At 38.9% G+C, this 23585-nt stretch carries 18 protein-coding genes and 1 pseudogene; 10 read left to right on the top strand and 9 right to left on the bottom strand.

The window, feature by feature from the left end; translation table 11 throughout:
* The first annotated feature begins 75 nt into the window (after window positions 1-75).
* Window positions 76-666 carry a DNA endonuclease SmrA gene (gene smrA / locus EOK74_RS15625; RefSeq protein WP_133470968.1) on the top strand — a complete coding sequence of 197 codons (591 nt, stop codon included), beginning with the start codon at window positions 76-78 and terminating at the stop codon, window positions 664-666.
* A 43-nt stretch (window positions 667-709) separates the two neighbouring features.
* Here smrA and EOK74_RS20860 read toward each other — a convergent pair whose 3' ends face one another.
* A complete protein-coding gene (locus tag EOK74_RS20860) occupies window positions 710-877 on the bottom strand; it encodes a hypothetical protein (protein WP_166638788.1) in 168 nt (55 codons plus the stop codon).
* A gap of 243 nt (window positions 878-1120) precedes the next feature.
* Entirely contained in the window at window positions 1121-5011 is a 3891-nt protein-coding gene (gene purL, locus EOK74_RS15630) for a phosphoribosylformylglycinamidine synthase (RefSeq protein WP_133470969.1), read from the bottom strand.
* Window positions 5012-5226: 215 nt separating this feature from the next.
* On the opposite strand from purL, the gene mltF reads away from it, so the two are divergent.
* Window positions 5227-6639 carry a membrane-bound lytic murein transglycosylase MltF gene (gene mltF, locus EOK74_RS15635; RefSeq protein ID WP_420818934.1) on the top strand — a complete coding sequence of 471 codons (1413 nt, stop codon included), beginning with the start codon at window positions 5227-5229 and terminating at the stop codon, window positions 6637-6639.
* Between the two features lie 22 nt (window positions 6640-6661).
* On the opposite strand, the gene EOK74_RS15640 is transcribed toward mltF, so the two are convergent.
* The gene (locus EOK74_RS15640; RefSeq protein ID WP_133470971.1) at window positions 6662-8095 is read right to left on the bottom strand and encodes a polysaccharide lyase family 7 protein; all 1434 of its coding nucleotides are present in this window, start codon (window positions 8093-8095) and stop codon (window positions 6662-6664) included.
* Window positions 8096-8306: 211 nt separating this feature from the next.
* Between EOK74_RS15640 and EOK74_RS20865 the strand changes: the two genes are divergently transcribed.
* Window positions 8307-8459, top strand: a complete 153-nt coding sequence (locus tag EOK74_RS20865; RefSeq protein ID WP_166638789.1) for a hypothetical protein — start codon at window positions 8307-8309, stop codon at window positions 8457-8459.
* Here EOK74_RS20865 and tadA read toward each other — a convergent pair.
* Entirely contained in the window at window positions 8456-8959 is a 504-nt protein-coding gene (tadA, locus tag EOK74_RS15645) for a tRNA adenosine(34) deaminase TadA (RefSeq protein WP_133470972.1), read from the bottom strand. The two genes, EOK74_RS20865 and tadA, sit on opposite strands and share 4 nt — an antisense overlap.
* A 202-nt stretch (window positions 8960-9161) precedes the next feature.
* On the opposite strand from tadA, the gene EOK74_RS15650 reads away from it, so the two are divergent.
* A complete protein-coding gene (locus EOK74_RS15650; protein WP_133470973.1) occupies window positions 9162-9404 on the top strand; it encodes a hypothetical protein in 243 nt (80 codons plus the stop codon).
* Between the two features lie 61 nt (window positions 9405-9465).
* Here the strand turns inward: EOK74_RS15650 and EOK74_RS15655 are convergent, their stop codons facing one another.
* The 5 genes from EOK74_RS15655 to guaB all read right to left on the bottom strand — a co-directional run bounded on the left by EOK74_RS15655 (window position 9466) and on the right by guaB (window position 14835).
* The gene (locus tag EOK74_RS15655) at window positions 9466-10587 is read right to left on the bottom strand and encodes a 1-acyl-sn-glycerol-3-phosphate acyltransferase (protein WP_133470974.1); all 1122 of its coding nucleotides are present in this window, start codon (window positions 10585-10587) and stop codon (window positions 9466-9468) included.
* Between the two features lie 61 nt (window positions 10588-10648).
* Complete coding sequence (locus EOK74_RS15660; RefSeq protein WP_133470975.1) at window positions 10649-11206, bottom strand: YaeQ family protein; 558 nt, start codon at window positions 11204-11206, stop codon at window positions 10649-10651.
* A gap of 21 nt (window positions 11207-11227) precedes the next feature.
* Window positions 11228-11686: a GNAT family N-acetyltransferase gene (locus EOK74_RS15665; protein ID WP_133470976.1), complete on the bottom strand. Its 459-nt coding sequence runs from the start codon at window positions 11684-11686 to the stop codon at window positions 11228-11230.
* A 26-nt stretch (window positions 11687-11712) separates the two neighbouring features.
* Window positions 11713-13290 (bottom strand): glutamine-hydrolyzing GMP synthase, encoded by a 1578-nt coding sequence (gene guaA / locus EOK74_RS15670; RefSeq protein WP_133470977.1) that lies wholly within the window; start codon window positions 13288-13290, stop codon window positions 11713-11715.
* A 75-nt stretch (window positions 13291-13365) separates the two neighbouring features.
* On the bottom strand, window positions 13366-14835 hold the full coding sequence (gene guaB, locus EOK74_RS15675; protein WP_133470978.1) for an IMP dehydrogenase: 1470 nt from the start codon (window positions 14833-14835) through the stop codon (window positions 13366-13368).
* A 196-nt stretch (window positions 14836-15031) separates the two neighbouring features.
* Between guaB and xseA the strand changes: the two genes are divergently transcribed.
* From xseA to tssB, 6 genes and pseudogenes are all read left to right on the top strand, one after another.
* Window positions 15032-16381, top strand: coding sequence for an exodeoxyribonuclease VII large subunit (gene xseA, locus EOK74_RS15680; RefSeq protein ID WP_133470979.1), 1350 nt, complete (start codon window positions 15032-15034; stop codon window positions 16379-16381).
* A 240-nt stretch (window positions 16382-16621) separates the two neighbouring features.
* On the top strand, window positions 16622-19489 hold the full coding sequence (locus EOK74_RS15685) for a protein kinase domain-containing protein (RefSeq protein ID WP_133470980.1): 2868 nt from the start codon (window positions 16622-16624) through the stop codon (window positions 19487-19489).
* A gap of 3 nt (window positions 19490-19492) precedes the next feature.
* Window positions 19493-20428: an FHA domain-containing protein gene (locus EOK74_RS15690; RefSeq protein ID WP_133470981.1), complete on the top strand. Its 936-nt coding sequence runs from the start codon at window positions 19493-19495 to the stop codon at window positions 20426-20428.
* A 70-nt stretch (window positions 20429-20498) separates the two neighbouring features.
* Complete coding sequence (locus tag EOK74_RS15695) at window positions 20499-21743, top strand: hypothetical protein (RefSeq protein ID WP_133470982.1); 1245 nt, start codon at window positions 20499-20501, stop codon at window positions 21741-21743.
* Between the two features lie 109 nt (window positions 21744-21852).
* Window positions 21853-22620 (top strand): annotated as a pseudogene (locus tag EOK74_RS21095) (IS4 family transposase); the annotation flags it as partial.
* A 443-nt stretch (window positions 22621-23063) separates the two neighbouring features.
* On the top strand, window positions 23064-23573 hold the full coding sequence (gene tssB, locus EOK74_RS15705) for a type VI secretion system contractile sheath small subunit (RefSeq protein WP_133470984.1): 510 nt from the start codon (window positions 23064-23066) through the stop codon (window positions 23571-23573).
* The last annotated feature ends 12 nt before the right edge of the window (window positions 23574-23585 follow it).

Below are 23585 nucleotides of genomic sequence, written 5' to 3' on the forward strand. Positions count from 1 at the left end.
AGTAAATCTAAGATTGAATTTTTAAAGCTTTAAACTTAAATTTGTAACCGTATTTAATAATTGGAAGGGTGTAAAATGACAAGTGCTTACAATTTACTAGATGACTCAAACGAATTTTTAAATGAATTCAAAGACGTAAAACCTTTAAAGCAAGATAACAACTTCCATACCCCACAGTCAAAATTTACCCTAGCAAAGCAACTAAAAAGAGAAGCGATTGAGTCTGACTACAATCAAGCAAAAAACTACCTAACTACTGAAGAAGTAATACCCATTGATCCTTATGACCACATAATGTTTAAGCAAAGTGGCATACAAAATGGGGTTTATAAAAATTTAAGACTCGGTAAATACACTATAAATTCAGTTTTAAATATACAAAATACTAAGTTTGAGCAAGCGAGACATAATGTATTTAATACGATATTAAATAGCCACTTTAAAGGTGATAGAACAATTCTCATTAAGCATGGACTTGGGTTGCATAGCAAACCATATCCAGGATTATTAAAAAGCTATATCAATAAGTGGCTACGTCAAATACCTGAGGTAATAGCTTTTCACACCGCATTACCAAACCATGGGGGAAATAGCTCAGTTTATGTTTTAATAAAAAAAAACCAGCAGCAGAAATCTCATAACCGTGAGTTATATTACAGCAAATAGTAACTCACCAATAATTGGTGATTAACTGGCATTTGATTTTGAGTTATTTCAGGCTCTTATTGGCATCAAAAGCTTGATGAGCCTCTGGAGTAAGGAAGCTTTGAGGTAATGTTGAAGATTTAGCTGACGCGCTGAAAATAGCGGCAACAATTAAAAAAATAACGGTTACTAATACACCGGTTAAACCGAAACCTTTGTTTGAACGATTCATATGCGTCTCTTATTATTGATGTTATTTGTACTTTAAATAGACTAATAAAATTGTATTTAGTTCAAAACTCTTTTATTAAAACTTGTCAAGAACTGAACAAATATTAATCACTATTTATCTGATATACAAGGGTTTTATTTTTTCAAAGGTATAACTAATAATACCAGCGTCTATAGCGGTAAAATTTATCGACGACAAATGTATTGTGACTTATCGCCGACTTACGGCTAAATGATAAATTATTTACCCTAGATACACTCTGGCATTTCTAAACATGCGCATCCAAGCACCGTCTTCTTGCCACTCCTGTGGATACCAAGAATTAGCTACACTTCTAAATACTCGCTCTGGATGAGGCATCATAATTGTCGCACGGCCATCAGCACTGGTTAACCCAGCTATCCCTAGAGGCGAACCATTTGGATTTGCAGGATAATTCTGGGTAACTTTTCCATAATTATCAACATATTGCAAAGATATAGCAGCACTGCCTAAAGCTATTAACGGACCATTTTCAGAACTAAATTCTGCGCGCCCTTCCCCATGAGAAACAGCGATAGGCATTCGAGAGCCTTGCATGCCCTCAAAGAAAATTGATTTAGACTCTTTAACTTCTAACATGGCGACTCGTGCTTCAAAACGCTCAGATTGGTTGGTAACAAAGTGAGGCCATAAATCAGCTCCAGGAATAAGAGACTTTAAATTCGACAGCATTTGACAGCCATTACATACTCCAAGTGAGAATGAGTCAGGCCTTTCAAAAAATGCTGCAAATTGATCCCTAGCTTGGTTGTTGAACAAGATAGATTTTGCCCAACCCTCACCAGCACCTAAAACGTCACCGTAAGAAAAGCCACCACAGGCCACTAAACCTTTAAATTCATCCAATGAATATTTACCAGACAAGACATCACTCATGTGCACATCAACTGCAGTAAAGCCTGCTCTATCAAATGCTGCGGCCATTTCTACATGTGAGTTAACTCCCTGCTCCCTAAGAATAGCTATTTTAGGCGCCACTCCTTTAGCAATGTAAGGGGCTGCAACATCTTCGGTAATGTCATAGCTCAAAGCAGCATGCAGACCCGGATCCTTAACGTCAGCTTTAGCAGTAAACTCTTGCTCTGCACATTTAGGGTTATCTCTACGTTTTTGCATATGTAACGTGGTTTGCGCCCATAATTGCCTGTAATGAACACGACTATTATTTAAAATCGTGTCACCATTCATCTGTATACGTATATTATCTGTAGTATTCAGTCCACCGAGATGGAACACAGTATCCGACATTCCATATTCTGCAAAAACAGCCATTACATGTGCTTTATTTGCGGATGATATCTGTATAACGGCACCTAACTCTTCATTAAATAACAACTCAATTGGAGAACCAGTTAAGGCATCTAAAGAAACATCTACCCCCACTTTTCCAGCAAAGGACATCTCTGCAAGTGTAGTAAATAAGCCACCATCGGATCTATCGTGGTATGCCAATAAACGTTTTTCGTTTACTAACTGTTGGATTGATAAGAAGAAGCCTTTCAGTAATTCTGGTGAATCTACGTCAGGAGCTGTGTCACCTAATTGCTCATAAACTTGAGCGAGGCAAGATGCGCCTAATCGGTTTTGGCCTTTACCTAAATCAATCAACAACAACTCAGTATCTTCTACATTAGTTTGTAACTGCGGAGTGAGAGTTTTGCGAATATCTTGTACAGCACCAAAAGCAGTAATAACCAAAGACAAAGGTGAAGTAACAGACTTTTCAGAACCCTCATCTTGCCATGTGGTTTTCATAGACATTGAATCTTTACCCACCGGGATAGTAATTCCTAGGGCAGGGCATAACTCTTCACCAACGGCCTTAACAGCTTCATAAAGCCCAGCATCTTCTCCAGGGTGTCCGGCTGCAGCCATCCAGTTTGCTGATAGGTTTATGCGTTTAAAATCACCTATATCAGCGGCAGCAATATTTGTTAACGCTTCCCCAACAGCCATTCGGGCAGAAGCTGCATAGTTAATCAATGCCAGCGGAGTACGCTCGCCCATTGACATGGCTTCTCCTTGATAAGTATCAAAGCTCGAAGCAGTCACAGCTACATCTGCAACTGGCACCTGCCATGGCCCTACCATTTGGTCTCTTGCAACTAAGCCCGTGACCGAGCGGTCACCTATGGTAATTAAAAAGGTTTTCTCAGCAACAGTAGGTAAATTTAGGATACGTTCAGCGGCTTCTGACAAGTCCATAATCGAAGTATCAAAAGCTTGGGTATTTAAATTTTTAGAACTAACATCTCGATGCATTTTAGGCGTTTTACCTAACAAAACATCCAAAGGCATATCGATGGGGTTATTATCAAAATGACTATCACTTAGAGTTAAGTGTTCTTCCTCTGTTGCTTCGCCCACTACAGCAAAAGGAGCGCGTTCACGGCGACAAATATCTTCGAATATAGGTAAGTTCTCTGGAGCCACAGACATAACATAACGCTCTTGAGACTCGTTGCACCAGACTTCAAGGGGTGACATACCCACTTCATCATTGGGCACATTACGAAGCTCAAACTTACCACCACGGCCAGCGTCGCTTACTAGCTCTGGAAAAGCATTGGATAGACCACCTGCTCCAACATCATGGATAAACTGAATCGGGTTGTCATCCCCCATTTGCCAGCACTTATCTATTACTTCCTGACAGCGGCGTTCCATTTCTGGGTTACCCCGTTGCACAGAAGCAAAATCCAAATTCTCACTAGATTGCCCTGATGCCATAGAAGAAGCAGCGCCGCCGCCTAAACCAATGTTCATGGCAGGACCACCTAAAGCAATAAGTTTAGCTCCAACTGTAATCTCACCTTTTTGAATATGTTGCTTGCGAATATTGCCTAAACCACCTGCCAGCATAATGGGTTTGTGATATCCCCTAACCTCTTCACCATTGAAGCTGTTGACTTTCTGTTCGTAAGTTCGAAAATATCCCAAAATGCTAGGGCGTCCAAACTCGTTATTAAATGCTGCACCGCCTAATGGCCCATCCATCATAATGTCATAGGCGCTTACAATCCGAGAAGGTTTTCCGAAGTTAGTTTCCCAAGGATGAGAAAAACCAGGAATATTAAGGTTTGATACTGAAAAGCCAACTAATCCTGCTTTTGGTTTAGAACCTCGACCTGTAGCACCTTCATCACGAATTTCACCACCAGAACCAGTAGCAGCTCCAGAAAATGGCGCAATAGCTGTTGGATGGTTATGGGTTTCAACCTTCATGAGGATATCAATATCTTCATGATGGTAGGTATACTCATTGGTTTCCGTATCGGGGAAAAAACGACCAGCAAAACTACCTTCCATTACAGCAGCATTATCTTTATAGGCAGAGTGGACATTTTCGCCACTTTTCTCAAAAGTGTTTTTAATCATTTTAAACAATGATTTAGGCTGAACCTCACCATCAACAGTCCACTCTGCGTTGAAAATCTTATGGCGACAGTGCTCTGAATTAGCCTGCGCAAACATGTATAATTCTACATCATTAGGATTACGCCCTAATCGAGTAAAGTTTTCATATAAATAATCGACTTCGTCATCAGCCAATGCCAAACCTAGGTCAATATTTGCCTGTTGCAGTTCAGCTTTGCCTTTCTCTAGCACCTTAATAGAAGTTAAAGGAGCATACTCGCTTTCTAGAAACAAAGATTCAGCGGCAGAGAATTCTTCTAAAACAACCTCTGTCATACGGTCGTGCAATACTGACTTAAGTATAGCTAGTTGCTCGTCGTTTAACTCATCAGACTGAACATAATATGCAATACCTCTTTCAAGGCGATTAACTTGCTTTAAACCACAGTTATGGGCTATATCAGTAGATTTTGATGACCAAGGCGAAATAGTACCAGGCCTTGGCGTAACAAGAAGTAAATGACCTTCGGGTTTATGCTCTTGAATAGAGGGCCCATAAGTTAACAACTTATTTAATACATCTGTATCTTGCTCTGATAATTCACTTTTAATACTTACAAAGTGGGTGAATTCAGCATAAATACTGGTTACAGGCAGTGAATAATCAGCAAATTGAGCTAAGTATTTCTCAACACGAAAATCGGATAACGCAGGTGTACCGCGAAGCACTAACATAAAGTCATACCTTGTAGCGGAATTTGTCACTTTGACATAGAGACAAATCGATGAAAGACGAATTTTAAGGCGCGAATTATAGGGTAATTTTATCGAATTGATAAGGACAAGATGTTCTATTTTATAAAAAACAAAGCACTGGATGAATACCAAAAATTTGTACACAATAGAGATCCAAAGATTTTGAGGATTATATTATTCGTTTCCTTCGTTACATCGCATTAGTATTGATTCTTGCCATGACTAGTTGTAATGACGTTAAGCAGTCATCTAGCTTAACCAATATACTGGATTCCGGCATACTTAAAATTGGAACGACATACGGGCTCACCACTTATTATAACGGCCCTACAGGCCCAGTTGGCTTTGAATATGAATTAGCAGAAGGCTTTGCTGATTATCTTGGAGTTAAATTAGAAGTTTTTCCATATTACAATCTCAACGAACTCTTCCCACAATTAAAAAACTCCCATATTGATGTTATCGCAGCAGGCATAGTCGTTAGTCCAGAGCGCTTTAATAGCTTTCGATTTGGTCCCGGATACCAAAGAGTTACAGAAAAACTAGTTTTTAAACAAGGAGATGTTTGGCCTAGAAAAATTGAAGATATCAATGGAGAGTTAATTGTTGTAGCGGGTAGTAGTCATAATGAATCTCTACGAAAATTACAACAATCACATGCCAACCTAAAATGGCAAGAGACTGACGAAAAAGATATGGAAGAGTTAATGGAAATGGTCTTAGAAGACAAATTAGACTATACCGTTGCAGACTCAAATATATTAGCCTTGATGCGCCGCCGCTTTCCTGAGCTTGCCATTGGTTTTTCCGTGAGTGACGAACACGATATAGCTTGGGCCGTTAATAAACAGAAAGATGATTCATTATTAGCTGCGATGATTGAGTACTTTGGCATTATCCAAAGCAACGGCACTTTTGCAGCTCTTGAAGACAAATACTTCGGTCATGTACGCCAATTTAACTATGTAGATACCCGTGAGTTTATAAAATCAGCTAAAAGTGTACTCCCAACTTATCAACCTTGGTTTAAGCAGTATTCTAGAGATTTAGACTGGCGTTTATTAGCCGCAATGAGTTATCAAGAAAGTCATTGGCAACCCAAGGCAAAGTCAGTGACTGGGGTTCGTGGCATGATGATGTTAACCTTAGCCACGGCAAAAGAGCTAGGCATAGTATCAAGGCTCGACCCAGAGCAAAGTATCAAAGGGGGGTCAGAATATTTAGCAAAAATATTGAAACGTATACCTGACCGAATCACATCACCAGACCGGCTATGGTTCGCTTTAGCTGCATACAATATTGGATTTGGTCACCTAGAAGACGCCAGAGTGTTAACCCAAAGGCAAGGGGCGAGTCCCGACATGTGGGTAGATGTAAAAATACGTTTGTTGCAGCTTAGACAGAAAAAATATTATAAGACCACAAAATATGGTTATGCGCGAGGTAATGAAGCTGTTGCCTATGTGGATAATATTCGCCGCTACTATGACACCCTAGTTTGGTTAGATGAGCAACAACCACAAATGTTAGAGCGAGCCCCTGAAACCTTGACGCCTGTTGAAACTATCCCCGAAGAAATAGAATCAACAGAGGTAGCTCTAAACTAGGAGTTTGTCAGTAAAGGGTAATCTATTCACTGTCTGTATAACCAGTATGGCTATTGCGGATTTCGTAAAAGGTCGCTTGGGCATACTCATCTGCATTACTTGAGTTATTTAGGTGATATACACCCACTTTGAAATATTGATACTGATCATCTTCATCAAATAAACTATTGCTCATATCAAGACTTGATACTACGTCTTCTTTTCCTTCGCGGCTTATTGTGACTGTCAACAAGTTAGCAACAACATTGATTTTATAACTAAACAACTCATCTAATGAGATACCATCACTCGGGTTTGAAGCGCTATTACTTCTACTGCCAATCATCTCTACATAAACCTCATCAGAACCAATAACGCGTGGTTCGTGAGCAAAATAAATGGAGCCTTTATCGTTCCCTGGCAACTTTCTGTAATACAACCTAATCGGCTCATCATCATTAGCATGGATCTGACCAATGACTAATCTACCAATTTGGTAATCCTCACCAGTTGTAGTGACATTATTAACAGCCAAAGTAACATTAAGCTCACCGTCAACGCCACCAGCATCAGCTTGTGCAGAATTAGATACGCTCCCAAACACCCAGTTATTTTTATTCACGCCCTGTGTGCTGATAGAAGTATTGCCTCTTCTTAACATTTCACGAAGCTCAACCCGAACATAATTGGTATTAGTTGATGTTTTGAAGCCATAACTAGGTGAACGCATGACTATTCCGCCATCGGCTGAGGCGTAGAAATATTCAGAATTGGTATAACCTGCAGCTAGATCAGTTTCGGATATAGAATCAGAAGTTCCGCTATCATCATCATCGGTGGGCACACTTAGGTACCAATCAATAAGCTCAATGCCTAACTCGTTTGGAAACGCAGCAACAATCTGACCATCTGCCCCTTCACAGCTATGTGCTTCTACTTCTACTATACTGTTCCAATCATTTTCGGAATTGCCTAAACCTATAATTTTTATATAACGAGCTTCACTTTCTGTAAGATTTACCAGCTCAAATCCACTGTGCTTGCCACTTGAGATACCATCTTCGAGTACTGGTTCCCAAATAATGTTATCAACCGAGGTTTCAACTTCAAAACTAGCTTGTCGCTCAGCACCGTCATGCCATTTAATTTTTAGTGAACCTAAGGTATTTGTGCTTCCCATATCTAATAACAACTCTTTCCCTGTTCCTTCAGAAGACCATCTTGAATCAGGAGTCGTAAGATTATCAACAGTGTTGTCAGGTAGGTATGAGGGATCGGAGCTTCCATCATCAGTGGCTAGAACAATGTCATAAAGTTGATTAACACATTCACCTGAACTTTCTTCCGGCTCTTCAGGTTCGGGTGTCACCACCACCTCTTCATTATTAACGCCATTAGAACTAGAGCCCCCGCAAGCAGTCATTCCTAAAACAACACACAATCCTATAAATTTATAACGTACAAACAATCTAGACATAGCACCACCCAAATAGACAACCGACACTTATTACCCAAACAACTTGAGCAGCTTAGTCTGAAATTATATTACATTACCTGCAAAATATGTCACATTTTCGTAACATTGTTCCTTTAGGTTATCTATAAGTTAGAAGCTAATGAAGTTGAACTATTCAAATGCATTCGTGACTAAAACAATTGAAACATCCATTATTAAATAGAAGAAAATCATGAAAAAACGTAATTCCGTACAAGGTCGGAAAAAGTTAGCTAGCAACAGTAGAAGACGACAGCTATTAAAACGCGTACAACAAAAAGTAATACTTCGCAGACAACACTTTCAAATATTAGAAACCGTTGACGAGTTAACTCAATACTATTAATCGAGATTGGAGAGCTTCTGTTGCTGCTTCAATTTCTTTTTTTCTGCTCTTCGCATTCGAAAGAAGTCAGATAACATAGCACTGCATTCTTCCTCTAACACCCCCTTTGTCACTTCAATTTGGTGATTCAAACGCTCATCATTTAGCAAGTTCATAACACTGCCAGCGGCACCTGTTTTAAAATCACTCGCACCAAAAACAACACGTTTAATACGGCTATGAACCAACAAACCAGCACACATGGAGCAAGGCTCAAGCGTTACGTATAAAGTACTATTGATTAATCTGTAGTTTTTAAGAGTTTGTCCAGCTTCTCGAATAGCCATCATTTCCGCATGGGCAGAAGGGTCATGTAAGCTAATAGATTGGTTCCACCCTTCCCCTATAACTTTGCTAGATTGGACCAAAACCGCACCAACGGGAACCTCTCCTTGTAACTGTGCATTGTTAGCAAGCTTTAATGCATGATGCATCCACTTTATGTCTTCTTCAATATTCATGACTTAAGTTATTTTTTTCATTAAAATTTAGTTAGTTTCATCATTAAATTAGTATCTTAGCCATTATTTTATAGCTATTGCTGGTTAAAAATATCTAACCAATTGATAAATAACACGTTTTAATTCTGGTCGATAATTTGCTATGTTAAGGCTATAAGCATAAACTTTTTACAATTCGAGACAAGAAAAAGGGGAATAGAATATGAATTTAACCGCAATTGCTATAGTAGCACTCGTATGTTGGGCTATCGTTGAGCTAGTCAACGGACCTAAGGGTAAGAAAAAAGACAAAACTAATGTTAGGCAAGCTGAGCTAACAAATGAACTTCAGCAAGAAATGGCTACAATGCGTGAACGTATAGAAACACTTGAAAAAATTGTCACCGATGAAAAGTACGATCTAAATCGTCAGTTTGATGATTTAAAGAAGGACAAAGTAGCATAATAGTTATGTAAACTAAGTGGGTTACAGACAGCTCCCACTTAGTTCATTAGTTTTTAAAGTATCAACTAAGCTGCTTTTTATACGCCGTAGCATACATATTTAATAATTTTAAACTCTCAGCCTGGTTGAGGTTGTGTAACCTTTCTTTTAAGTACTGTTTAGCCACTTTATAATGATTGTCTGTTAAGTCAATACCAGTATTACCAAGCATACTTGCGGCTACAGGCCCAGTAGCAAATGGCTTGTAATTCTCCAAGATCACTTTATCTAAATATGCCGCTACATCTTTAGCATTTTCATACTCACCGCATAACAGCTCAGAGAAGTGTAGATGTACCCTACCTTTTTTCCCGGTAATGCCATTTACAATACTTTGTACGTCTTCGTTATCAGGCTTGTCGTAACAACCGTCTTTCTCTAACTGGTGTAACTCTCTAGCTTTACTAACGTCACAGGGATCAAATTCATATGAAATAGATACTGGGACTATCCGTAACTCATTCACATATTCAGAAAATGTTTTGTTTTTTGGTTTGTTTAACGACAACATAGAAATAATTGCGGGATTAGTTAAGTCGTTACCATCTTTAGCACGCCCTTCTCTCTGAGCTATCCAGACGTGTTGTCGCTCCGAATGTAGAGTAAACTCGATATATTCACTTAGTAATTTAGCTGCCTTTAATTTTTCTCGCCTATCGGTAGCTTGACGTCTTACAATAAAGCACTTATTTAAGCGAATTAAATCAGCTACCCAGGGCTTTTTAAGTAAGTTATCACCAACAGCAATCCTGACTGTATCTTGACCATTTACATGCAAGGCCCAATTTACAAACGCTGGATCTAAAGCGATATCTCTATGATTACTAACAAACAAACAAGGCTTAGAAACATCAAGCTCATCTAACCCAGAAATCGTTACCGACTCAGTTGTAGTGGCAATCATTTTATCCATGTAAGGACCAATTAAGTTTTGAAAGCCACTTAATGTTTTAATTCTGGTAGCTTGCCTATTAATGTAGAAACGCGTACAAAAAGCCAGTAGAGGCCAAGTCAACTTTGGCCAAGAGGCGAATTTAAAGGCTACTAGGCTAGCTATAAACTCTGGGTTATTGAATAGCTTAGGTAATTCAGTTGATAAATCAGTGTCATCAAAAGGGCGTATTGAATCAAATTTTTCTAGCATCGCTTGTATTGGTTCCTATTGAAAGACGCATATCTAGTGATTAATTAAGTTTTGTACCAAGTTAGTTGTTTGAGTAGTCCTGCAGAACATGCCAAGTTACTTCATCTTGGGTATCTTGAGTGGCAACAAATGCTGACTCATCATTTATTGAGATGGAAAGCTCCATAGTTCTAGATAATTTTTTACTGATGTTTTGAATTTTGTCCCAATCAAAAGATACAACTGTGACTGGAAGAGTCTGAAACTGTGATTGAATTTGCTTCCACCAAACTGCCGACTTACTGTTAAAACTATACACGTAACTTTGTTTTGCTAACCGACAGCTCTTTTTAATTCTGTCAAAACTTGGTTCACCCACATCTACCCAGAGTGATATTTGGTCATCCAACTCTTTAATCCAAATATCAGGCTCTTCAATCGCACTTAAACCTTTGGTAAACGTCATTAAACTAGCGGAGTCTTTATACAAATTTAAGCAATAAGCTAACACTCTTGCCATCATTCGCTCATGGGTTTCTGAAGGATGTAAGGCAATAGTAAGACTTACTGAATCGTAATAATCATGATTAAAGTCAGAAATTGAAATATTAAATTTATATATAGTTGGCTTCAGCGCCATAGAGTATTTACTCGGTGTAAGTTAGGAAAGTTTCATTTCTATTAAAGACGGCTTAAAACCCATTTTTTCGTAGGCGGTTAATGCAGGGATATTTTCAGCATAGGCTTCTAAATAGAAATCCTCAAAACCTAAGTTTTTACCCCACTGAATAAGTGCTTGCATAATAAGTTGATTAACACCCTGCCCTCGATGAGACTCAATTACGTACATAAACCCAAAATAAACGTGCTCATCATGGATTAAATGTGGCTTGGAGTCACGAATGCGCGCATAGCCTGAGCCAACAATTTTTCCTTCGTCTTCAGCAACCATTACAATTGAATTATCACTCTCTATAAGTGCACCAATATCATAATAATGAATGCCTTCAGGTTTAAGGCACTCATTAAAAGGTCGTTCAGTTGCAATTATGCCTTGCTCAAACTCTTGTAAAGTAGGTAGTTCAGATATAATGGCTGGTCTTATTTTTATTTCACTCATTAAGTGCTCTGCCCTCTTTTACCTATTTATTCCCACTCAATAGTAGCGGGTGGTTTCCCAGAGATGTCGTATACAACTCTTGAAATACCATCTATTTCATTAATGATCCTGTTAGACACTTTTCCTAAAAAGTCATATGGTAAATGAGCCCAATGGGCCGTCATAAAGTCGATAGTCTCTACTGCTCGTAATGATACAACCCAATCATATTTTCGAGCATCACCCATAACACCAACAGATTTTACAGGTAAGAATACTGTAAAGGCTTGGCTAACCTTTTGATATAAATCAGCTTCATGCAGCTCATCAATAAATATTGAGTCTGCTCTGCGTAACAAATCACAATATTCTTTCTTCACTTCGCCTAAAACTCGCACACCTAGGCCAGGCCCAGGGAATGGGTGGCGATAAAGCATGTCATAGGGTAAACCTAGTTCTAAACCGATTTTACGCACTTCGTCTTTAAACAATTCACGTAATGGCTCTACTAACCCCATTTTCATATCATCTGGTAAACCGCCTACATTATGGTGAGACTTAATAACATGGGCTTTACCTGTTGCAGAAGCCGCAGACTCAATTACATCAGGATAAATAGTGCCCTGGGCTAACCATTTGGCATCAACTAATTTTTTAGACTCTTCATCAAACACTTCAACAAAAACACGGCCGATAATTTTACGTTTTGCCTCTGGCTCAGCTTCTCCTGCAAGTGCTTCTAAAAATCTATCTTCAGCTTCAATCTTACGAATGTTTAATCCGAAGTGATCGCCAAACATATCCATAACCTGTTGGCCTTCATTCAACCGCAGTAAACCGTTATCAACAAATACACAGGTTAGATTTTTACCAATAGCGCGATGCAGTAACATTGCCACAACAGAGGAGTCCACTCCACCGGACAAGCCTAAAATTACTTGGTCTTCACCAACTTGCTTCTTCATTTTGGCCACAGCATCTTCAATAATCGCTGCTGGAGTCCAAAGCTTTTCACAACCACAAATGTCTAGAACAAACTGCGATAACATCCGTTGACCCTGGCGGGTATGGGTAACTTCTGGGTGAAATTGGATACCGTAGAATTTTTTATCTTCATTTGCAAAAGCTGCAAAGGGGCAAGAGTCTGTTTTCGCCGTTGTTTCAAAACCAACTGGAGCTTCGCTTACCTTATCACCATGGCTCATCCACACATCAAGTAAGGAGTTACCGTTATCAGATAAATGATCTTCGATATTTTTAAATAGCGCCATTTCGCCAACGACTTCAACCTGTGCATAGCCAAATTCTTTTAAATTAGAGCTTTGAACTTTACCGCCTAGTTGTTCAGCCATAGTCTGCATACCATAACAAATACCTAATACAGGTACCCCAGCATTAAAGACATATTCAGGTGCTCGAGGTGAGTTATCTGCATGAACAGATTCAGGGCCCCCAGATAAGATAATTCCATTAGGGTTAAACTCTTTTATTTGTTCTTCGCTAACGTCCCACGCCCAAAGCTCACAATATACGCCAATTTCTCTTACTCGACGGGCAATCAATTGCGTATATTGAGATCCAAAATCTAAGATCAAAATACGTTGGTCATGGATATCTAAACTCATCTGTTTACTCTTTTATTAAAATGAAATTTGAACACCCTACATTTTTGTAAGGCACTGATTGGAACAAACTAAGACTTAACCTAAACGGTAATTAGGGGCTTCTTTTGTGATACTTACATCGTGCACATGTGACTCCCCCATTCCCGCTGCAGTCACTTTTACAAACTGGGGTTTAGTGCGAAGTTCTTCTATTGTTGCTGAGCCGGTCAATCCCATTGCAGAGCGTAAGCCGCCCATCTGTTGATGAATAATGTTTGCAATTGGCCCTTTATAGGCCACACGACCTTCGATACCCTCTGGCACTAATTTTTCTGCACTTTTAGAATCTTGGAAGTAACGATCTGACGAACCATTATTTTGATCCATAGCACCTAATGAGCCCATGCCACGGTAAGACTTATAATAGCGACCTTGATAAAGCTCGACTTCACCTGGCGCTTCTTCAGTACCCGCCAACATACTCCCCACCATCACACTACTTGCTCCAGCAACTAATGCTTTTGCAATATCCCCAGAAAAGCGAATACCACCATCAGCAATAACAGGAACGCCAGTATCTTTCAAAGCTTCGACGGCATCAGATACAGCTGTAATTTGTGGTACACCACAACCAGTTACGATACGGGTAGTACAAATTGATCCGGGGCCTATTCCAACTTTTACACCATCAACTCCTGCATCAGCTAGAGCTTTGGCACCTTCTCCAGTAGCAACATTACCTGCAATCAACTGAACATCGGGATAATCAGTACGTACTTTTTTGACGCGATCAATTACACCTTGAGAGTGACCATGGGAAGTATCAATCAACAACACATCAACTCCTGCTTCAATCAATAATTGAATACGCTCGTCTGTACCTGGCCCAACGCTAACCGCAGCACCAACACGCAAGCGTCCCAACTCATCTTTACAAGCATTGGGTTTACTTTCTGCTTTTTGGAAATCTTTTACGGTAATCATGCCTTTTAATTTAAAGGCATCATCTACGACTAGAATTTTTTCAATCCGTGACTGATGCATTAAATCAAGAACTTGTTCAGAAGGCGCCCCTTCTTTTACTGTTACCAAGTCTTCTTTTTTAGTCATGACACTTGAAATGGGCTGATCTAAATTATTTTCAAAACGTAAATCTCGACCTGTAACAATACCAATTAATTTATTGTCTTCATCTACTACAGGAAATCCTGAAAAGCCGTGTTGCTTACTCAAGGCATTTATTTCGCCAATCGTCGCTGTAGGCAAAACAGTAACAGGGTCCGATACCACGCCGCTTTCGTATTTTTTTACAATACGTACGTGCTCTGCTTGTTGCTCAGGAGCCATATTTTTATGAATAAAACCAATACCGCCTTCTTGCGCCAAAGCAATAGCCAAGCGAGCTTCTGACACAGTGTCCATCGCTGCAGAAATTAGAGGGATATTTAAACTAACACCGCGGGTCAATCTAGTTTTAAGATCTGCGGTATGGGGTAAAACAGTAGAGTGGCCAGGCACCAATAGAACGTCATCAAACGTTAGTGCCTCTTTAGCGATCCGTAACATGCAACATCACCTTTAAATAGGGTTTTAATTGCGGCGCAATTCTAGCGGCTTTGCATGGTTTCGTCTAGAGGATTATCACCGAAAACAATAGTTATTTAACATATTGCAGGGGCAAGCTTGCTAGAATTAACAATATGTCCTCAGAGACAGATCAGGTACACTATCAGCATCTGTTAAGTTGTAAATTTTGTGATCCATGTTTCAATCTCAGCCCACGTCAAAAACTATACTCACTGTTAGTCATTTAAATCGTTTAGCTCGCACTGTTTTAGAAAACGAAATAGGGCAAGTTTGGTTATCTGCAGAAGTATCCAATTTTGTAGCAGCGAGCTCTGGCCATTGGTATTTCACTTTGAAAGACAGTAGAAGCCAAGTAAAAGCCGCTATGTTTAAAGGGGCTAACAGGCGGGCACAACAAAAACCTAAAGAAGGCGACAAAGTTTTAGTCAAGGCTAGCATTGGACTATATGAACCACGGGGCGATTACCAACTCATTGTGGAACATATCGAGCCTGAAGGAGAAGGCCAGTTAAAACAACAGTTTGAACAGCTAAAAATCAAACTGTCTCAACAAGGTCTATTCGCTCATGAAACCAAACAAGTAATACCCAAGATAGTTAGAACCGTTGGAGTAGTTACCTCAGCAACTGGTGCGGCCTTGCACGATATTCTCACAGTGTTAAAGCGACGAAACCCTTCAATACAAGTCATCATCTACCCAACCCAAGTACAAGGTAATGCTGCCGTTGCCACTATTTGTGCAGCCATTGATATTGCCAACCATAGACATGAAGTAGATGTATTAATTGTTGGCCGAGGTGGAGGCTCTTTAGAAGATTTATGGTGCTTTAACGATGAGCAATTAGCCCGAGTTATATACGCTTCAAAGTTACCTATAGTTAGTGCTGTAGGTCATGAAGTAGATGTAAGCATTGCCGACTTTGTCGCAGACGTAAGAGCCGCAACACCATCAGCAGCGGCAGAATTAGTTAGTGAAGATCAATCGGCTCTTTATGAAAAAATAACGTCTTTACATAATCAACTAATTAAGGGCTATAAAAAGCAACACCAAGTACAAAAGCATCGTCAACAAATAGCTATTAAGGCTTTACTGCAAAATCATCCACAAAAACAACTCGAACAAAAAAGTCAGTTTGTAGACCAGTTGCAAAGCAGATTACAGCAAACATTTTCCCAGATATTTAAGCAGGCTAGACAGCAACATCGTCATTTGAGTGAGCGACAACAATTATTATCACCAGCAAAAGAGATCCAGATTCATCTAAATAATCTTTTTGAATTAGAAAGTAAGTTAAACAAAGATTGTCAAAAACTAATTCAAAACAAACGACAAACCTTGTCTAACAACAGTCATTTATTAGATACCGTTAGTCCCTTAGCAACTCTGTCACGAGGGTATAATATTAGCTTTAAACAAGGTGAAATAGTAAAACATGTGAAGCAGCTAAGTGAAGGTGATGAAATTGTTAGTAAATTTTCAGATGGAGAAGCAGTAAGTTGTGTCAAATCCGTTAAACCACATTGATTTATCACAAACTAAAGACTCTACAAACCTCCAAGACAATAATTAATTTTTAGAAATTAACCTATCGAAGCATTTTTTAATATTCGCAATCTGAATGGTTAATAAATATCCCATCATGACATTGCTTGTGATAGTCTAATAATTAATCAAAAAAGTAAGCAGTAATGGCTAAACATGTTACTCATGTTAACAATCACTTTCACTTTAAATGTTCCTAAACTAACTTGACTAGTAAAAAGCATGGAAGCGAATAACACTCTCCCAACTACAATTTTACGTATGTTTAATTCTAAGCGGTATACCTTGCTCAAGCTTTGTGGTGAGGGCGGATTCAGTTGTGTTTACAAAGCTTTCGATAACAATACCCAACAAAATGTAGCCATAAAATTTTTAATTATTTCTAATAGCTCCTCCAGTGTTCACCACTACAGCAGAGAAATTCAAACTCTTGGCTTGTTGCAACACCCAAATATTATTCGGTTATTAGATAAAGGAGAAAATCATGGTTTGCATTTTGTCGTGTTTGAATTCATCCAGGGACAATCTTTAAAACAACTACTATTTGAACAAACCATTTTCCCTTTTAAAGAAATAGTGGATGTAATGGCGCAAATTTTAAATGCTCTTTGCCACTGTCACAAAAAAGGAGTGATTCACAACGATATAAAACCTTCAAATATTATAATCAGTAAGTGTATGGGTAAGATTCACACATCACTGATTGACTTCGGTAGTGCCATATTTTGGAATGAAAGCAGTACTCAACCAAACAAAATATTGGACTCAGAAGAAAAATTACTCACACCAGCATATTGCGCCCCTGAATTATTGAGAGGGGCGTCTGCAAGCCCGCAATCCGATATATATGCTTGGGGTTTAGTACTCTTGGAATGCTTAACAGGTAAACCTTCATATCCAAGTTTAAACGAAATCCCCCTTACCGTTAAAGGGCTAACTTCAGACAATATATTTCCCCACTACAACTATTTAGATAACCCTATCGCATGTTTACTATTACGAATATTAAACAGTAACATTAATGAACGCCCTGTAAATTCATTTGACGTATATAAGTCGTTCATTCAGTTAAACTTTTCAACACTAATCAAACGCCAAAATACACATGAGTTTAATAGAAATAATAAAATTCAACAGCTACTAGATAACACACAAGTTCTTCAACCTTTATTTATCCAAACTCCAATAACAGAACAAAAGCAAATTACTGTTTTGTGTTTAAATTTGCGGATAATACGCTTAGAAGAAAATAGTAAAAAAACTATCTGTATTGATGAAACGGAGTATCTGTCAGCCTTGTTTCTAAATAAACAAGAGCAGTGTATCAATATAGCTCGTCGATTTGGTGCAAAGCATGTCAAAACCTTAGGTGGCATTGTTTTATTTTACTTTGGTTATCCGCGAGTCATGGCAAATGATTGTTATATGGGTGCCAAGGCGGCATTAGAAATAATCCAGTACCTGAAAATACAAAACGACTTATCTTCTCAAGTACATGAAATTGTTTACAGCCCAAGACTAGGTATCCATACAGGCGTAGTCACTGTATCAGAATCGGCCCCTAAAGCTCCTGAAGGGGACACCTCAAATATAGCGATTGCCATTGCTCAAGAGGCTGACGACAATCAAGTTTTATGTACTACTACCACCAAAGAAATACTCCAAAGTTACATTCAGTTTGAAACACATAAAATAGCTACATTGGGTGTTAATCCAAGACAGTTTTGCCTACATATTCTAGTTAATGTTAGAGACGGCATGATATTAAACAACAAAACACAACCGAGAAACTCTAGGTGTTTTGAAGGCCGAACAACCGAATTATTTAAACTACAATCAGTGTTGAAAATAGACAAGGCTTATCCGAAATATCAACGGCACATGCACCTATGTGGGGAAATAGGAGTCGGGAAATCTAGATTAATCTTTGAATATATTCAGCAATTAAAAAACCAAGAAAAGCTAACAATAACCTGCTCACCTGAATATAAAAACACAGCCTTACACCCCATACTTGAATTATTGAAAAATAAATATTCTCTAAATTCATACCCCCAAAAGCAAGCTGTATTGATATTGCAAAAAAATCTGTCTACTCATCCTAACATTAAGCATGATGCAGGCTTCTATTTAGTATCTTCATATTTGGGATATCAATTACCTACTCAAGATCCTACTGCTTTTATTTCAACCAGAAAAATCAAAAAAGTACTATTTAAAACACTAAGCCATTTACTTTGTGTAAACCATAAAGTCACTAACTCCCGCCCTAATTTATTTGTTATAGAAGATCTAAATTGTGCTGACCCAAACACTATTGAGTTTATTCAGTATTTGGTAGATGATCCAGGATTCATAAATTCCCAGCACAGTTTGATTACATCATCACATAGTGCAACCAAATTGTTGAATAATCTAAATGAGAGAAATAGATTAGAAATTCAAAACTTTACTTCGCAAGAGACACTATCTTTTGCATCACAACTTCTCAACGGACATACATTAACTAATGTTTTGGCCAGGCTAATTTATGAACGCACCAAAGGCAACCCTCTTTTCATCATAAAAATGGTGGCAATGCTGAAAGAGAAACAGCAAATCTTATATCTAAATCACAAAGTATATCTGCGCAATACTGAAGAAGTACTAAAGCTCCCAATATGTTTAAGGGATACGCTGCAGCAGCAATTAGATCAGCTGCAATGTGCAAAAAAAATAACACAATTGGCCTCGGTAATCGGCCAAGAGTTTGACCTTGAGATACTCAAACTGACATTTGGCAAACACAACAGTCAAATGCAAGTCATGTTAGACGAGCTAGTTAGTACAAAACTCATAGTATTAAAGCCAAGTGAAAGTGGAATTAAATTCGCATTCACAAGCCCTTTACTCTGTCAGGCTGCTTATTCCAGTATGTCAGGCACACAAAGAAAAGCAGTACATCTACAAATAGCCACAGCGTTAGAAGAAGCCCTGCATATATCCAATCAAGACCTACTTTTACTAGCAATACAATGGTTTAAGGCTGGAGAAATTGATAAGTCTATAAGGTACCAACAAATGATGCTAACTCAACAAAAGGAACATTGAACCATGGCACTAATACAAAGCTTGCTTACAACCCAAAAAATCACGCTTAATGTTAATCATACTTTTGGGCGTGATCAGGCCACCAATGTCACTCGCTTAAATAGCCTTAAAGCATCACGTAATCATGCAACTATAGCCTGGGATGGAGAAATGTGGTTGATTAAAGATATCAGTAGCAACGGCACAATTCTCAATAACAAACGAATCACCAATGGCGTTTATCAAGCATTAGATTTAGACATCACTATTCAGTTTGGCGGAAATAACGAGGAAATATGGCAAGTCATAGAATTAAGTCCCCCTGTCACTGGGTTACAACCATTGGTTGATGGGCTGCCCTTTATCCCGTTGCATGACGTGGTGATTTTGCCTACACAAAAGCAAAACGTTATGGTGTATTTATCTGATCATGGCCAGTGGATGTGTGAAGAAAATGACGCAACATACCCTCTACACCCAGGCGATAAAGTGGGGCAAGGTCAAAATTTCTGGCAGTTTGTCGAAGGCCGCCCCTGCACCACAACAGCAGCTAATGATGCCTCCCCACCGCCTGATAACATCAAGTTTCAGTTTCATGCCAGCCAAAATGAAGAGCATGTATCCTTAAGCTTGATAGTCGACAACAAACATATCGATATGGGTGAGCGAAACCACCACTATTTATTACTATTACTCGCGCGCCAACGACTAGAAGACCTCGAAAAAGGCCTGCCAGCCTACGAACAAGGCTGGCTAGACAAAAGCCTACTAATCAAAATGACTGGCATCATTGAACAACACATCAATATTCAGATTTACCGTTTTCGTAAACAAGTCGCTAACCTTCTCCCCAACTCCACTACCCTCCACCAAGTGATAGAACGCCGCCCAGGTGAACTGAGGTTTGCTTATAGTGATATAATAGTTGAAGGTGGGTTTTCCATGGCACGGAGGGTGTAATAAGGTGTAATAAAATGGTGCATTTTTGTAGGCTATGATAAGAAATAAATTTCAATGATTCGAATTCGATATGTACCAATTTTATATTGTATTAAAGTCCAATCCTGATTGGATCAATCCTGACACTCGTCCAGCCTGTAAATATGCGCCAGTAAAAGTTGATAAGAGTCAAACTCCTGAAGCCATTAAAAATATGCAGCAAGCACTTCTTAATCGAATTCGTTTATGCAGGAATCTTGCTTCGAGACGCAACAATCTATTAATAAGTAGTAATTGGTTTTCTTTTTTAAAAGCCGGAAAAGGACATGAACCTCATTTAAAACCGTCGAGTCTTCCCATTATTGTCTTGAGTGGCGGAAATTCGAATAGACTGAAAAATGAATTAACCCAAAGTTACAATTTAGCATGGCATCCTGTCAATGTAAGGGCAGAGCCCGTATATTTATTAGTGCATAGGATAGAATTTAAGAAGTATGTAGCTGCACTTAGAGGTGTTTTAGCCACATATAGGAACTTTCATATAATAGGGTGGGATGGGGGTAGTTTGACGGGATTTGGTGCAGCAAGAGCAGCTGGATTAGCTTTTGCTGACTCTCTTGGATACTGTCCTCGAAGAGTTATTTTAATGGACCAAGATGTTGTGCATTCAAATCGCACTCGGATTTTTAATTACGGAGTCGGTTCAAAAGTTGAAAGGGAGCACTATAGAAGAGAACTACCTGTACTTGGTCTTGGCGTTGGATTTCCCACTCGTTTTTCCCCGCAAGAACTGAGTGATAGATATATGGCGAGACTGCAAGGTGAAGATACCATTCCTAAACCAGATGATTTCAATTCTCCGGCACAGCAAGCTGTCTCAATTCTTGCACCTTTTAGAGATAGACAATCTGAAGTTTTGTTTGCGGATGGGGTGTATCCACCATATATGGTAGCCGGAGGCGAAGATATGTTAATGGGGTTTCAGCTAGGGTTGAATTCACATCCCCGTGGTCACATTATTTCAGGAGAGATTGCGAAGAAATCGTTAGAAGGTCCAGGAGATTCCAATAATAAACATTGGAATGTACTGCGAGTCGATATGCTGAAATACCTTTATAATAATGAAAAGAAAACAAAAGTACTTTGGTATGGTAAACCACAAACAATTGAAACAGTTTTAGGTATTCTTATTGCGAGTAGAAACTTAAGTCCAAAACCTGCCGAAGTCTATAACACTTCGGCATGTATCATCGAAAGAATTATATTACGCTTACATAAACTGAACCAATTTCCCGAGGTCGACACTCGGATTTTTCAGTTTAACCGTTTAGAATAAATCAGGCCTCCGGCACAGATCCGTACGGGCGCTACTAACGCATACGGCTCCTACATCGAGTCAAAGGTGAAAGCGTGGAATAAATCTTATACTGCTTCAAGGACGTTAATTAACGCTTTATGAAGAAATCCACCCATTGAGTCTTAAAGAGAAACCCAAAACACATCGGCTATTTATGCAAAAGTTAAAGGCGATGTCACCTCAAAATGTAACACCCGTTATCGTCACTGATGCAGGCTTTAGGATCCCTTAGTTTACACTGGTAGAGTCACTTGGTTGGGACTTTGTCGGCAGAGTCAGAAATAAAACGTTTTGTAAGAAGAAACGCGATACTACGTGACTTCCAATCAAGTCACTTTATCAACTAGGTACATTACGACCTAAAGGTTTAGGGCAATATCAACAAGGCATGAAACAATCTTTTGAGTCGAGAATGGTCGTTGTGTGGCGCAAACCTAAAGGACGAAAAGATAAGACAGCTATAGGAGAACGAGCCAGAAAAAGTAAGAAATCTAGAGCCTTTGCTGAACGGGAAAAAGAGCCATGGTTATTGGCAACCTCTTTGAATAAAACACGCTATGTATCAAAAAAGGTAGTGAATATATATGCTACTCAAATGCAAATTTAAGAAAGTTTCCGAGATTTGAGAACAGGGCTGAAAATGAATGCTTGTGGCTCTAGAAACTCTCCACGACTACAAGTATTACTTCTCATCGCGTTGGTTGCACAATACTTATTATACTTACTAGGTTTAGCGGTAGAAGCGGCTGGAAAACATCGACGTTATCAGGCAAATTCAATTAGAAACCGCAATGTATTATCTAACCAATTTATTGGGTTGAGAGCATATAAAGATAAGCAATTCAAACTATTGAAGATAGTCATATAGGCGCACATCATGGGTTGGCAATATTTGCTGTTATTCATATAGTGCAAAACTTGCCTCATATTCTGCATGGTCTTGAACAGACCAATAAAATAAAAAAGCCCTAAAACGTCACCAATATCTTCTCAGGTTCACAATATATTTTTACTGATTACGTGTTTATACGTTGGGAACTTTTACAAGTTGCTTAACGAATTTGTAAACCTGAAAACAGCAAAACTTAAGAAATATGTTTCAAGTCTTTGAAAAGCAATGGCTATTAATTATGAGTTAATAGCACTGATGTAATAAGCGGTAATATCCCTTCTCTCTTTCTCCTTTTAGTATCTAAATCGAAGACAAACGCCAACGAGTCAGTACCGCACTAATTTGTCGTAATAGGTGGTAGGTCAATGTCATGAAAATTTTTGCATAACGATTGATTAGGAGATCATATGTCTATCCAAGATACCTTACCCAAGTCCAGGTTAACCCTGCGCTACCGCACAGAAATTAATGGCGAGCCTGAAGATATTGAATTGCCTTTGAGAATACTGATTACCGGTGATTTTTCTGGCAAAGATACCCCAACTAAGTCTTTTGATGAACGAAAAGTAGCCAGCTTCGACGGTAAAAACTTCAATAGCATCATGCAAAAAATGCAGGTGAAATTAAAAGTCACCGATAGTGAAGAGAATATTCATACTATTCCTATCCACAAGGAGGATTCATTTTTGCCGGGTAATATTATCAAATCCATAAAAAGCATGGACGACATGGTTAAAGCCAAGAATATGCTGAGCTCCTTGCTGTCAAGCATCAACAACAGCAGCAAGTTTCGAAACGCACTCACCACTTTGCTTGGAGACAAAACATCACTTGAGTCTCTCAAGACCTTGATGGCGCCGGGCTACGAAGCCACAGCCACACTACCTGAGTCGCTAACACCCGAAAAAGCCAGTTAATTTTTTAAACGA

The organism is Paraglaciecola marina (assembly GCF_004360155.1).
GTDB classification, from domain to species: Bacteria; Pseudomonadota; Gammaproteobacteria; order Enterobacterales; family Alteromonadaceae; genus Paraglaciecola; species Paraglaciecola marina.

Excerpts from the sequence above, each read along its gene's own strand:
- EOK74_RS15690 (WP_133470981.1), top strand. The coding sequence starts at position 19,493 with ATGGCACTAATACAAAGCTTGCTTACAACCCAAAAAATCACGCTTAAT.
- guaB (WP_133470978.1), bottom strand. The coding sequence starts at position 14,835 with ATGTTACGGATCGCTAAAGAGGCACTAACGTTTGATGACGTTCTATTG.
- tadA (WP_133470972.1), bottom strand. The coding sequence starts at position 8,959 with ATGAATATTGAAGAAGACATAAAGTGGATGCATCATGCATTAAAGCTT.
- guaA (WP_133470977.1), bottom strand. The coding sequence starts at position 13,290 with ATGAGTTTAGATATCCATGACCAACGTATTTTGATCTTAGATTTTGGA.
- EOK74_RS15695 (WP_133470982.1), top strand. The coding sequence starts at position 20,499 with ATGTACCAATTTTATATTGTATTAAAGTCCAATCCTGATTGGATCAAT.
- smrA (WP_133470968.1), top strand. The coding sequence starts at position 76 with ATGACAAGTGCTTACAATTTACTAGATGACTCAAACGAATTTTTAAAT.
- EOK74_RS20860 (WP_166638788.1), bottom strand. The coding sequence starts at position 877 with ATGAATCGTTCAAACAAAGGTTTCGGTTTAACCGGTGTATTAGTAACC.
- EOK74_RS15650 (WP_133470973.1), top strand. The coding sequence starts at position 9,162 with ATGAATTTAACCGCAATTGCTATAGTAGCACTCGTATGTTGGGCTATC.
- EOK74_RS15655 (WP_133470974.1), bottom strand. The coding sequence starts at position 10,587 with ATGCTAGAAAAATTTGATTCAATACGCCCTTTTGATGACACTGATTTA.
- EOK74_RS15640 (WP_133470971.1), bottom strand. The coding sequence starts at position 8,095 with ATGTCTAGATTGTTTGTACGTTATAAATTTATAGGATTGTGTGTTGTT.
- EOK74_RS15665 (WP_133470976.1), bottom strand. The coding sequence starts at position 11,686 with ATGAGTGAAATAAAAATAAGACCAGCCATTATATCTGAACTACCTACT.
- purL (WP_133470969.1), bottom strand. The coding sequence starts at position 5,011 with ATGTTAGTGCTTCGCGGTACACCTGCGTTATCCGATTTTCGTGTTGAG.
- tssB (WP_133470984.1), top strand. The coding sequence starts at position 23,064 with ATGTCTATCCAAGATACCTTACCCAAGTCCAGGTTAACCCTGCGCTAC.
- EOK74_RS20865 (WP_166638789.1), top strand. The coding sequence starts at position 8,307 with ATGAAAAAACGTAATTCCGTACAAGGTCGGAAAAAGTTAGCTAGCAAC.
- xseA (WP_133470979.1), top strand. The coding sequence starts at position 15,032 with ATGTTTCAATCTCAGCCCACGTCAAAAACTATACTCACTGTTAGTCAT.
- EOK74_RS15685 (WP_133470980.1), top strand. The coding sequence starts at position 16,622 with ATGGAAGCGAATAACACTCTCCCAACTACAATTTTACGTATGTTTAAT.
- EOK74_RS15660 (WP_133470975.1), bottom strand. The coding sequence starts at position 11,206 with ATGGCGCTGAAGCCAACTATATATAAATTTAATATTTCAATTTCTGAC.